At 47.8% G+C, this 12659-nt stretch carries 8 protein-coding genes; 5 read left to right on the forward strand and 3 right to left on the reverse strand.

What is annotated here, in order from left to right; translation table 11 throughout:
* The first annotated feature begins 37 nt into the window (after window positions 1–37).
* The 5 genes from NLZ44_RS10870 (at window position 38) to NLZ44_RS10890 (ending at window position 6395) form a co-directional block, all read left to right on the forward strand.
* Window positions 38–1654: a glycosyltransferase family 2 protein gene (locus tag NLZ44_RS10870; protein WP_493752759.1), complete on the forward strand. Its 1617-nt coding sequence runs from the start codon at window positions 38–40 to the stop codon at window positions 1652–1654.
* A 10-nt stretch (window positions 1655–1664) separates the two neighbouring features.
* Window positions 1665–2810 carry an ATP-grasp domain-containing protein gene (locus NLZ44_RS10875; protein ID WP_493752760.1) on the forward strand — a complete coding sequence of 382 codons (1146 nt, stop codon included), beginning with the start codon at window positions 1665–1667 and terminating at the stop codon, window positions 2808–2810.
* 98 nt (window positions 2811–2908) lie between these two features.
* On the forward strand, window positions 2909–3814 hold the full coding sequence (locus NLZ44_RS10880; protein ID WP_493752761.1) for a succinate--CoA ligase subunit alpha: 906 nt from the start codon (window positions 2909–2911) through the stop codon (window positions 3812–3814).
* A gap of 64 nt (window positions 3815–3878) precedes the next feature.
* The gene (locus NLZ44_RS10885; RefSeq protein WP_493752762.1) at window positions 3879–5351 is read left to right on the forward strand and encodes a DASH family cryptochrome; all 1473 of its coding nucleotides are present in this window, start codon (window positions 3879–3881) and stop codon (window positions 5349–5351) included.
* Between the two features lie 39 nt (window positions 5352–5390).
* A complete protein-coding gene (locus NLZ44_RS10890; RefSeq protein ID WP_493752763.1) occupies window positions 5391–6395 on the forward strand; it encodes a cation diffusion facilitator family transporter in 1005 nt (334 codons plus the stop codon).
* Here the strand turns inward: NLZ44_RS10890 and drmB are convergent.
* The 3 genes from drmB to NLZ44_RS10905 form a co-directional block, all read right to left on the reverse strand.
* The gene (gene drmB / locus NLZ44_RS10895) at window positions 6345–8219 is read right to left on the reverse strand and encodes a DrmB family protein (RefSeq protein WP_493752764.1); all 1875 of its coding nucleotides are present in this window, start codon (window positions 8217–8219) and stop codon (window positions 6345–6347) included. The two genes, NLZ44_RS10890 and drmB, sit on opposite strands and share 51 nt — an antisense overlap.
* 2 nt (window positions 8220–8221) lie before the next feature.
* Window positions 8222–12121 (reverse strand): DISARM system helicase DrmA, encoded by a 3900-nt coding sequence (gene drmA, locus NLZ44_RS10900; protein ID WP_493752765.1) that lies wholly within the window; start codon window positions 12119–12121, stop codon window positions 8222–8224.
* A 170-nt stretch (window positions 12122–12291) separates the two neighbouring features.
* Window positions 12292–12609, reverse strand: a complete 318-nt coding sequence (locus NLZ44_RS10905; RefSeq protein WP_493752766.1) for a helix-turn-helix domain-containing protein — start codon at window positions 12607–12609, stop codon at window positions 12292–12294.
* Window positions 12610–12659: the final 50 nt, after the last annotated feature.

Genomic DNA, 12659 nt, shown 5'->3' on the forward strand with positions numbered 1-12659 from the left:
GCACAATGATAGAGAACAATTGAACTCAAATTTATCAATGCCAGAGAAATCTTGGCTGAACCGTCAGCGTCAAAATCAAACCAGTAGAGGTGCAACGGAGTTATTTGATATGCACCATAACCATCGTGATTCGGGAGTTACAGACTCCAATAGTCAAAATTATAGATTCCCTCCGGGGATTAGGCGTTTTCGTCTTCTTTCCCGTCGGGGGGGATGGGGGGGGTCTCAACCCCAGAAACCTGAGCAAGCTAATAAACTTAATATCCCCCCAGAATGTTATCAGAATCGGCGAGGCAAAGCAGCGATCGCCCTAAGCCTGATTTGGAGTCTGATGATTATCGGGCACTTGATTTCCTGGGGATATTGGCTAATTCTGGGATTAACGGGGTTATTAGTAATTCAAGCTATCCGCATTGTGTGGGCTGGCCACCGTGGGTTAGATATTAACCCGGAACATAGGCCAGAAGAATTGCCTTTTGTCTCCCTCCTGGTGGCTGCTAAAAATGAAGAGGCTGTGATTGCCAATTTAGTCAAGAATCTCTGCAATCTCAACTATCCTAGCCATTGCTATGAACTGTGGGTGATTGATGATAATAGTAGCGATCGCACTCCCATAGTTCTCCAGGAATTAGCCAAAGAGTATCAACAACTGCACATTCTGCACCGAGACGAAAATGCCACTGGTGGCAAATCGGGCGCACTCAATCAAGCCCTACCCCTCACCCGTGGTAAAATACTAGGGGTTTTTGATGCCGATGCTACTGTGGATTCAGATCTGCTACAACAGGTGATTCCCAAATTTCAGGCGGAACAAGTCGGAGCGGTTCAACTGCAAAAGGCGATCGCCAATAGCAACTTCAACTTTTTAACCCGTTGTCAAGCCTCAGAGATGGCTTTAGATGCCTTTTTCCAGAAACAGCGAGTAGCTGTGGGCGGTATTGGGGAACTGCGGGGAAATGGGGAGTTTATTCGTCGCGCCGCCCTCGAAAGCTGTGGCGGATGGTGTGAAGAAACCATTACTGATGATCTGGATTTAACCATTCGTCTGCACTTAGACCATTGGGATATCGAATTTCTGGATACTTCCGTCGTCTTTGAAGAAGGAGTTACCAATTGGGTCGCCCTCTGGCATCAGCGGAACCGTTGGGCTGAGGGAGGATATCAAAGATATCTCGACTATGGGAAATTCATCATCGCTAACCGTATGGGAGTTGGCAAAACCTTTGATTTATTCGGGTTTTTGATTACCCAGTACATCTTACCCATGGCTGCCATTCCCGATTTATTCATGTCATTGATTCTCCGTCGCCCCCCCATTACCAGCCCCCTGACTCTATTAGCAGTTAGTCTGTCGCTGATCGGAATGTTTATCGGCTTGCGGCGTACTGTTAGCCGTGGAAATATGCCATCCCAGAAAACTAATTCACCTGATAACTTAACCACAGATGGCGATCGCCAACCGCCTACCGAGTCATTAGGCAAATATTATCCCCCACTTTCCTACATGACGACATTGTTCCAAACCCTGCGTGGTACCGTGTATATGTTTCATTGGTTCATTGTCGTTGCCAGTGCCACGGCCCGGATCAGTGTGCGTCCCAAACGCCTGAAATGGGTGAAGACGGTTCATCAAGGAACCCTAAACCATCAATGAGGAACCACCCATGGATTTGCTAGAGTACCAAGCTAAAACCCTATTTCGTCAGATGGCAATTCCCGTATTGCCTTCCCAGAGAATTGATTTTGCTCATGACCTCAAAGGATTAACCATCCCCTATCCTGTGGTTCTCAAATCCCAAGTTCGGGCTGGGGGACGGGGAAAAGCTGGTGGTATCAAGTTTGTGGAAAATACCATTGATGCAGTGGCTGCGGCTCAATGTATTTTTAATCTGGCTATTCAAGATGAATATCCCCAAGTCCTACTGGCTGAAGCTAAATATGATGCCGATCAAGAAGTATATCTGGCGGTGATTCTTGATCCGGTGACTCGCCGCCCCCTATTATTGGGGTCTGTGCAGGGGGGAGTTAACGTTGAGGCTACCATGTTCCATATTCAAAAGGTCGTCGTAGATCAGGAATTTTCCCCTTTTTATGCTCGCCGTCTGACGGTGAAAATGGGATTACAAGAACACCATGTCCTATCTGTCAGTAACATTTTGGAGAAAATGTATCGGCTATTTGTCGAGAAAGACTTAGATTTGGTGGAAATTAACCCCCTGGGGATTAGTTCCACGGGCGAGTTAATGGCTCTTGATGGGAAGGTGGTCGCTAATAATCAGGCTTTGGAGAGACACCCGGATTTAGTTCTGTTGGTTAATGAACAATGTTCAGATACTAGCGCAATTGAGCCAACGGATTTACCCACTAATCAACCCAATTTTGTCGAACTTGATGGCAATATTGGTATCATCTGCAATGGGGCGGCTTTAACTATGACTACCCTAGATCAGATTATAGCAACTAAGGGAAAACCTGCTAATTTCTTCAACTTGGGAGGAGAAGATCATTTTGACCTGACCGAAACACTGTTGCAGAATTTCTATGAGGGACTAACATTGGTCATGGCATCCGATCGCATTAAAGTCGTGATGATTAACTGGCTGGGACACCAGACTACTACTGATCAACTGGCTGAGGCGATCGCCAACTTTTTACAGCGCCAAAATAATATCGAGACTCTCCCTCATTTTGTCCTCCGTTTGACGGTGACTCAACTTGAGAGTACCCTAGCTAAATTTGCTGATTTACCTGTGGAAATTGTGGCAAATTTCGATGATGCGGTTAAACGAACCGTAGCTTTATCTCGGTAGGTAAGGGTTCATAAATAATCTCCTGTAGATAGAGGCTGTTTACTGAACCCGCCCGGACATAGCTGCATGGTTTCTGATTAATTATAGCTTGAAAAAATATGAATTTAACTCCAGATAGTAAAGTAATAATTCAGGGGTTGAGGGATTCTGATCCTTCCCTAAAGGTAGCCCTCAATATGAAAGCATATAGCACTAATATCGTCGCCTGTGTCAGCGCCGGAAGAGGTGGGGAGATCATCCATGAAATCCCAGTTTTTGACCTAGTAGAACAGGCTCAATCCGCCGTTGGACCTGTAGATACTAGCATCATTTTGGTTCACCCTTATGACGTTCTTGATGCTGCATTAGAGGCTATTGATGCCGGAATTAGACAGCTTGTAATTGTTACTGAAGGAATGCCACCCCTCGATATGGTGCGTTTGGTCAGAAAAGCAGAAGCTACCGAAACTTTAGTTGTCGGTCCTAATTGTCCTGGTATTATTGTCCCCGGTAAACTGTTATTGGGAACTCATCCTCCTCAATTTTATACCCCCGGTTCTATTGGCTTAATTAGTCGCAGTAGTACCCTCACTTATGAAGTCGCTCAAGCCTTGACTGATGATAAATTGGGGCAGTCTATTAGTGTCTGTATTGGTAGTGATTTAATTGTGGGTTCCTCGTTTATTCAATGGCTCCAGATTTTGGATGAAGATGACCATACAGATGCCATTGTTTTAGTGGGAGAAATTGGCGGTTCTAGTGAAGAAGAAGCAGCCTCTTATATTGCGGAAACTATTGATAAACCCGTGGTAGCTTATATTACAGGTATTCATGCTCCTAAAGCTCAGTTGATTAGTCATGCTAGTACAATTATTACTTCTAAATTTACCCAAGACCTTCACCCAGGGACGGCTCAAAGTAAAATTTCGGTATTTGCTAAAGCTAAAATTCCCGTGGCTTCTAGTCCCTCTCAAATTCCTGAACTGTTGAAAAAGTGCCTCAAAAAAAACCGCGCCCATAAGTAAATATATAACCGATTGAGGATGATGTATAATAGGTAAAAAATGTCAAGTTTTAACTGTCAATTAAATGGCTGCTAATCCTCAAAAAATCATCTTATGGTATCGGCATGATCTGCGGTTACATGACCATGAACCACTAGATTTGGCTACCTCCACTAAAGCGCAAATTATCCCCCTCTACTGTTTCGACCCCAGACAGTTTGCCCAAACTTCCTTTGGTTTCCCGAAAACGGGGGGATTTCGGGGTAAATTCCTGTTAGAAAGTATCGCAGATTTACGCCATAATTTGCAAAAAATTGGCAGTAACTTATTAGTAAGAATAGGTGAGCCAGAAACGGTTATATTTGACCTGGTTAAACAATTAAATATTGATGCGGTTTATTACCATAAAGAAGTTACCACCGAAGAATTAGCAGTAGAAAGCGCCCTAGAGAAAGCCTTAACCCCCCTGGGAGTTGAGGTAAAATCTTTCTGGGGAGCCACATTATATCATCCCAAAGAATTACCCTTTCCCATTGAAAAACTACCGGAACTTTTTACCAACTTCCGTAAACAGGTCGAGAAAAAATCAATTATTTACCCGCCATATACCCCCCCTAAGCAATTACCGACATTCCCAGATATTGAACCCGGAGAAATCCCGACTTTGGCGGAACTTGGCATCACAAAATTACCGTTTTATGGGCGGGCTGTCTTGGATTTTGTCGGTGGAGAAACGGCGGGTTTAACCAGATTAAATGATTATTTTTGGCAGCGAGATTGTCTCAAAAACTATAAACAAACTCGTAATGGGATGTTAGGCTCTGATTATTCGTCGAAATTTTCTCCCTGGTTAGCTAATGGTTGTCTATCTCCTCGATGGATTTATCAACAGGTGTGCGATTATGAACAACAACGAGTTAAAAATGATTCCACTTATTGGCTGGTTTTTGAATTATTATGGCGGGATTATTTCCGGTTTATTTGTCTGAAACATGGGCGTAAGGTGTTCTATAAATCGGGTTTACAGGGTGTCAAAATTCCCTGGGGAGAAAATTGGCAACAGTTCCAGAGTTGGTGTGATGGACTGACGGGGTTTCCCCTGGTAGATGCGAATATGCGAGAGTTGGCTGCTACGGGGTTTATGTCTAATCGAGGACGGCAAAATGTGGCGAGTTTTTTAACTAAGAATTTGGGCATAAATTGGCAAATGGGGGCGGAGTGGTTTGAGTCTCTCCTGATTGATTATGATGTCTGTAGTAATTGGGGTAATTGGAATTATACGGCGGGGGTGGGTAATGATGGCAGGGGATTTCGCTATTTTAATATAGCTAAACAGTCCCAGGATTATGACCCGATGGGGGATTATGTGAAACATTGGCTACCAGAATTAGCGTCTATTCCTGATGGTAAGGTTCACTCTCCCTGGCGTTTATCTAATCAAGAACAGATCAGGTTTGGGATGCGTTTGGGGGTGGATTATCCCTATCCTATGGTGGATCTGCAAAGGTCGGTAGAAGCTAATCGCCGGATTTATGAGAAAGCCTTGAAAATGACCTGAAATAACTATGGGATTGGTGTTAATTAAAAAAAAGTCAAAATGGAGGGTATACAGTCGGTGAGTTGTGATTGCTGTGAAATGGTGAGGTTGTCGAAGTCGCCCCAAAAGTTGCGCCTGTTGGGGATAGCTTTAATTTCGATCCTGGGTTTTGCTGGGGTAGAGGCGGCGGTGGGATGGGTTAGTCATAGTATGGCTTTGACGGCTGACTCTGGTCACATGGCGGCGGATGGGTTGGCGATCGCTTTAGCGATTTTAGCGGCTTCTGTGGCGCGACGTTATCGGGGAATTGAGGTCTGGGCGGCTTTGTTGAATGGGGTGGGACTTTTGGTAATGGCGATCGCCATTGGTCTGGAGGCGATCCGACACCTACAAAATCCCCCGGAAACCATTTTGAGTTTACCTATGTTGGTAGTTGCGATCATTGGTTTGGGGGTCAATGGCTGTAATATCATGCTGTTGCACCGAGATGGTCAACAGGACCTGAATATGCGGGGGGTTTTGCTTCATATCTTAGCTGATACCCTCAGTTCTGTTGGCGCTATTGTGGCAGCGATCGCTATTTGGTTAACAGATTGTACTTGGGCTGATGGTGCCGTCGGTTTGGGGGTGTCGGTGTTGGTGGGTTTGGGTTCGCTACCTGTGATCCGCCACAGTTTGGCGATTTTGTTAAATATATCTCCGGTGGGGGTAGATCGGGAGTTAGTCCGAGAGGCGATCGCCAACTTTCCGGGAATTGTAGCCGTCGAAGATTTGCTGATTATAGCGATCGCACCAGGTTATTATGCCGTGGAAGCCACCCTCAAAGTAGATATAGACCTAAAACAAGGCGATCGTTTACTCTCCCAAATTCAGGCTACCCTCAGCCAAAAATTCGGCATTGACGATATTCGCTGCCAACTAGATCAGGTATTATCTCCCCCAAAACTGGGTTTCTGGGAAATAGGACAGACTAGCCTCGCATCGATAATCAGCCCAGTCCAGGTAAATCAGCCCCTAGGAGTGAAAGAAATGCAGATCCCTCTCGACAAACGTTTCCACCAGTAGCGATCGATCCAAATACTTGTTACCCCTTTCACAAGAAGTCTCAGGGCTAAATAGGCAGGCGTGACAGGCTGCCCAGTGGAGAGAGGGACTTCCCGATTCCGGTTTGTGATCTGCACAAAGGGGGTCAGAAGCGCACAGACCCATAGCCTCTAGGGCTTGGGCGATGTGATAGCCGAGGGTAATCGGTTCACCCAGATTAACTAATCCCCCCAAAGTTCCCTCACTATCCGGGGCTGCCGTATAGATTAAAACCCCCGCTTGGGGACCCTTTTCATCCTCTGGCGGTTTCGAGTAGATCCGTTCTCGCAAACTAGCCGCATTGTATCCACATTCTAGGGCTAGTTGACGCATTAGGGCATGGGAAAACGAATGAATCAACATATAGCGCATAGTCGGGGGCGGCACCATTTTCGGGTCTAAATTGCGGCTGTACAGCCAACGTTTTTGCGCCTCAAATGCCATGGCTGCTTGTTTCCTCACCGCCTTTTTATTTTCCCACTCTCCCAGTAAAGACTCGTTGAATTGTAGGAAAATGCCTTCCCCTTTCACCTCCGAGGCGGGAACCCAGAGGGGGTCATTGCGACTAATGGGGACTCGATATTGGGAGGGGATATCTCCCGCATCATCAAAATCCCCTGGGGACTGAATCCGTGTAAAGCCAATCAATGCGCGAACTTCACGAATTTTCTCCACCAATACCGTTTGGCTGAAATACTCCTCAAAACCCATCGGGGGGGGGACGGGTCGCAACTGAAACTCAGGGCTTTTTGGGGTAGGGACTGACAGAGAAAAAACTTTCCATTCCGGGGTTTTCAGGTCTTTTGGCTCCTCAACATCTTCGCCTGGGGACTGTTGTTCCTCCATGGCGGACCAGATTTCTGCCTCGGAATATTTAGTAAAGGCTTGCAGTTTACCAATACTCTGCATTGCGTTTAGCACTGAGGCTAAGGCTTCCATACTGGTAACCCCCTTTAGCACGTTCCAATTATCTTTCACCAGTTGCGTGAGTGGGTTAGACTGATCTGGAATTGATAGGGCAGACTGGATAATGGGAAACCAACTATTAGAAGCCCCCAACAACAAAGCCCGCATTTGTTGGTTACAATCGTCATCAAAGCTGCGAAGATGGGGATGTCGCCCACGACATTGGGGCATATTTTCTTTGCCAGCATTACCAAAGGCATCCGACAAACGACGAGAGGCATCGCACGTTTCACATTGAACTACAATATCTGTGACCGCCCCAGTCACGCCGTATTCTTTCAGTCGCAGGACACTTTTACAGTCGGACACCCCTTGATGAACAAAGTAATGCCAAGGGAAATCATCAAGATGTCCGTGTTCACAGGCGACTAAAAAACGGGCGGGAATGACTGTGGGTGCTTTTTTGCTTGTTTGGCTGCTTGTTTGGCAGTTGGTGTGAACGTAGCGGGTTTCATTGATGCGGTAGGGATTGGTTTTTAATTGAAACAGACCCGATTTTAGGGGGGCTAACAGTCGGCATTTTGGGCAGACCATCCAGGTGGGGAAGGGGGCGACAGGAATCCCTATTTTCGCGCCTTCATCAAAGGGATTATATAGATCATTTGTATCTGTGATAATGGGAGGGGTGCGAAGTGATTTTACTTGGGAGCCAATTTCTTCGCGGACGGCTGCCAGCAGTCGGTTTTCATTCAATTCCTGGCTGTTGCAGATCTGCCAATTATCTAGCCCCATGACCATAACGGAGAGGTTGGGCAGGTCAGCAATGGAACCAATGCCAAAGCTGAAAAGGATTTGGCTGGGGCGGAGTTCGCCTATTTTATATAGGTCTGAATTGCTCATGGTTATTCCCTTTTCACAAAAGGTTGGGGAGGGCGATTTGAATCATCATCGGGGGGGTCGTTAGTGAAGATGAGATTTATGGTGGGTTCGACATTTCGCAGGGAATTGAGACAAGTAAAATCCTGCCAATCGCCCTGTCCAGCTTGGGTTAGCAAAGGGAGAGAGATGCCGTCTCGGGAGGTGAGGTTGTATTTGAGTTGTGCGCCGCCTACCAGATTATTAATTTGACTCAGCCAGAAGTCGAGTTTAGCTTCTAAATCCTCACGCAATTCTGTGTTATTCGTGTGATTCGTGTTATTAGTGTTATTAGTGTTATTAGTGTTATTGGTGACTAATTCAGCTCGCTGGGCGATCGCCTTAATCGCCGCCTGTACATAAGGATGATCGCGTTGCAGGTTTCCCGCCTGGTCGTTACCGTTGAATTCGGGACCCCGCAGGCGAATTAAAGCCGTTAATACCCCACTCAAACCCCGTTGCAGTGCGCCGGAAGCGAAGGGAGTCACAGATAGGGCTTCCACGTGCTGATAGAAGGTAGCGTGGTAATGCTCAAAGCGTTCATAATGGGATAAATCGCGGGGACGCGCCCAGTTATAGACCGTAACCACCAACCCCGGATAAGTACGCCCCACCCGTGAGGTAGCTTGGATATATTCGGCAGTATTTTTGGGCTGTCCGCAGACGACCATCATGCCTAAGCGTCGCACATCAACCCCCACAGAAATCATATTGGTGGCTAAAATCACATCTAGGGGGTCACGCCGTTCTACTTTTTGCCGGGTTTTGCGTCGCGCGTAATTTTCCGCCAACAATGCCGGGTCAAAGGGGGTTTCTAGGTGGTCAAGAATCACCGGAATTTCTGTGGAGTCTTTGCGGGAGGTCAACTCGTCAATCCATCCAATATAACGCCTGCTTAAACCCCGTTCATTCATTTTGGTGAGACGGGTGCGAATGTCGTCATCGACCAACCTTCGCATTCCCCCCAACTCGCGCAGGGAGTTAAAATAGCCAACTAAGGTCATCCAGGGGTCTACTTCCTGACCATAGCGTTCATAGAGGGTCTGGGAGGAAGATAATAGGGCAAGGTAAACCCGAATCATAGCGGCTTTTAAACGGCGACCGGGCGCACAGATGCCCATATAGCGACGACCGGGGCGATATTCCTTTGATGTGGGGTCGGTGTCTCGCTGACGGGAGAAAAAGTTATCCCCAATGTCTAAACCTTGGGGGGGAAAAACGCTGAGTTTTCGCAAAAACAAATGGCGAACTTGGGTTTCGGCTTGGCGGATAGTGGCGGTAGAGGCGATCGCTTTAGGGCGGACGGTTTGACCGTTTACCTCCCAGGTACAGAGTTCATCCACTGCAGTTTCATAGAGTCCCACCAGAGTTCCCAAGGGGCCGCTAATCAGGTGTAACTCGTCTTGGATGATTAAATCTGGCGGACGCAGTTGGGGGTGGGGAATGGTTTTGGCTGCCGGTAATTTTCCGGTTTTGTTGTGGCGATCGCTATCTTCCAGGTCAGGAGAGCGAAACCCGTGCCTTTCGCAGTATCCACTCACCTGACCGAACAACATTTGCACCTCCCCTTTCCAAGGCATTTGGGCAAATTTATCCACCGTGGCAATTAGCACAGTGGGGAGGCGGCGATAGATTTCCTCATCCACCACCAGCACCGGCAAACCTTCCCCTTGACTGAATGGACAGCGACCCAGGCGATCGCCGCACATAATAAACGTCCGACCCCGGCCTTTTTTAAAAGATTCCACCCAGATATGGCGTTTTTTGGGGTCAATTTTAGACCCACACCAGGGGCAGTTAGTCAGTTGGTGGGGGGAACTGCTGCTGCGGGGTCCGTTGCCCTCTAAATGCTTTTTAACCGCTTCCTCACTGTCCGCCGTTTTATTGGGGGTGTTTTTCATCCCCACCCACAGACCAATGCGGAAAGGTTCTTTCCCCCATTTTGCCTCATCTGTGCGCCGGATGACTTCACAGGCACAAATGAGGGCGGTTGCTCGTTGAAATTGCTGGAGAGTCAGCAGTCGGAGCGTATAACGCATCAACACCGCCACCCCATGTTCTCCATCTCGATCGCCTATTGTCCCTTGCAGGCGACGCAGACCAATGGTAAAGGCGGTTAAGCCCAGATAAGCCTCCGTTTTTCCGCCGCCGGTGGGAAACCACAGGAGGTCAGCCACCGCGTCTGTCGGGTGAGACCGCGCCGGGTGGTGTAGGTCGGTGGTGCTGGGGATATTCAGGAGGATAAACGCCATTTGGAAGGGATACCAACTGCGGTTTTGGGGAAGGTCGATCGCCTCTAGGGTGGTGTTTCCGCCTCGTCGTTGGCTTTCCGCCCAGAGAGTGTGAACACGCTGGAGATACATCGCCTCATTCATAAATCGGAACGCCGCTGCCGCTTGGGGATGGGTTTCTAAGGTCCTGATACCTTCTTTTATGCGATCGAGAATGTGGCTACAGTGGCTAAGGTGGTTTTCTGCCACTTTTCTGTAGGCGGCGAGGTCTTCTTGTGGGTTGTCCAGGCGTTGGCTTTGCTGTTCAATCCAAACCCCATAAGCCGTGGTGAGGGGTTCTAACAGGCGGCGCAGTTCAGTTTCTGGGCTTTCCGAGAGTTGTTTCATATCCAGAACCAACCCCGCCAATTCTGGGATTTCTGCGACCGTAGGCGGTTGGGTGGCGGGGACTTCGTAGGTGGGAACTACACGGGTGACTAAACAGGTGGCTCGTTTGGAGTCGTTGGGGTCAGTTTCTCCATGAACCCCGATGCCATGACCTACCGCAAATTCTACCTGATGACGGTAGAGCATCGCCATGGTCTGATTTTCCGCTTGAATGACTGGATCAATTAGCTGATATCGGTTGGAGTCCCTTGGGGAGATGGATTTTTTCAGGAAAATTGCCGATCTGTTCTGATCAGGCGATCGCACCATGATTTCCGGTTGAAACAGCCAAAAAGTATCTTTGTTTTTACTGGGTTCGTGTTGAGCGTTCACCAGAAACAGGGTCACGATCCAATCCCCATCACTCAAGGCTCGAATATGTCCCCGCAGCAGCACCGAAGGCGCTTCATTGGGGAGGGGGGCAAAAGGTGCGATCGCCCCCAGTTCCAGGGGTTGCACAACTGTCGCCTTCATCGGATACCGTTTCCAGACTCTTTTGGGGTTCCCCTGTTCCGTTTGCAGGGTTTCACTCTGTTGGCGATCGTAGCGACCCCAAGACACCGTGATTTCCAAGGCTTCGGCTAGTTGACTCACACAGAAACTTAAACCAATCGAGGATGGCAACATACTATCAGCCATGGGGGGGTTGGTTTCCGTTTTCCCTTCTTCCGGGTTGTCTTGGGAGGCGATCGCCATTTGGTCCTGTGGCTCTATTTCCGACTGAAGGTTCCGATTTTGTGGCGCGAGGACTCCCACCAAGTAGCGATCGGTTACCCGGCTTTCCTCAATTTCCTCCTCCTCACCCCCTGCCGGACCCAAAAGGTCTTTCAAAACCAAATCTTCTAATTCCGCCCGTATTTCAGCCTTTGAGGGGGCATTCAGGAACCTTTTAGCGGGGGGGTTCACCTCTGGCGGGCGGCTGTTTGCGCCGGATTTTTTCCCTGTCCGAGTTTTCTGAGGTTGACTTTTAGGAGTTTCCGGGGAGGGTAAGTCAGTCGCCTGTAGGTAATACTCCAGGACACGATCAACAATATGGATAGCTGGGGGGTTTTCATCAAGTCCCAAACCCGGATGATTTTGGGGAATATCCTTCAGCAGAATTTGCAGACTTGGTAACGGCGCGGAAATTACGCTACTCCAATCTAATTTTCCTTCATCCTGACGGAGTTGTTGGTTAATTTCCGCCAGATCCAAATTTCCGGGGAGAATGGGGGGGAGGTGGATATTCATAACATGGAGTCCGTCACAGATACAGAGAGACAAGGTTAAGTTCACCCCCTCCCTTGATTGGATTATATCCGACTTCTGTGCAAAAAAACCGCGTTTCTAGTTTTTTGTAACCTTCTGTAGTCTTCTGTCGGGTGCGTCGGAAATGACACACCCTACTAAATTCAAGTTTATTAGGCTACATTAGAGAAATCTGGTTGAATTGGAATGAAACGAACTTCTAAACGTTGATTCAAGGCTTGAGCAATGCGTTGTAGTATTGATAGGGAGTTGCCTTCATAGTCTGCATCTTCAATACCCGCAATCACTGATTGTTGAGTGCCAATGCGTTCAGCCAGTTGCTGTTGGGTTAAACCTGCTTGGGTTCTGGCTTGATAAATCAACTGCGCTAATTCTGCATTTAAAGAGGCTTCTTTTATCATCTCCTCCATTTCTGAATCATCAACAGTCATCTGTTGTAGAATCTTTAGTGCATCATTGGTTTTAGCCATGGTCGATGTCCTCCAAATAAGTATGAATTTCTGGGTTTGCCTCAAATTGT

The sequence above is a fragment of the Arthrospira sp. PCC 9901 genome, from assembly GCF_059013425.1.

Excerpts from the sequence above, each read along its gene's own strand:
- NLZ44_RS10870 (WP_493752759.1), top strand. The coding sequence starts at position 38 with ATGCCAGAGAAATCTTGGCTGAACCGTCAGCGTCAAAATCAAACCAGT.
- NLZ44_RS10875 (WP_493752760.1), top strand. The coding sequence starts at position 1,665 with ATGGATTTGCTAGAGTACCAAGCTAAAACCCTATTTCGTCAGATGGCA.
- NLZ44_RS10880 (WP_493752761.1), top strand. The coding sequence starts at position 2,909 with ATGAATTTAACTCCAGATAGTAAAGTAATAATTCAGGGGTTGAGGGAT.
- NLZ44_RS10885 (WP_493752762.1), top strand. The coding sequence starts at position 3,879 with ATGGCTGCTAATCCTCAAAAAATCATCTTATGGTATCGGCATGATCTG.
- NLZ44_RS10890 (WP_493752763.1), top strand. The coding sequence starts at position 5,391 with ATGGAGGGTATACAGTCGGTGAGTTGTGATTGCTGTGAAATGGTGAGG.
- drmB (WP_493752764.1), bottom strand. The coding sequence starts at position 8,219 with ATGAGCAATTCAGACCTATATAAAATAGGCGAACTCCGCCCCAGCCAA.
- drmA (WP_493752765.1), bottom strand. The coding sequence starts at position 12,121 with ATGAATATCCACCTCCCCCCCATTCTCCCCGGAAATTTGGATCTGGCG.
- NLZ44_RS10905 (WP_493752766.1), bottom strand. The coding sequence starts at position 12,609 with ATGGCTAAAACCAATGATGCACTAAAGATTCTACAACAGATGACTGTT.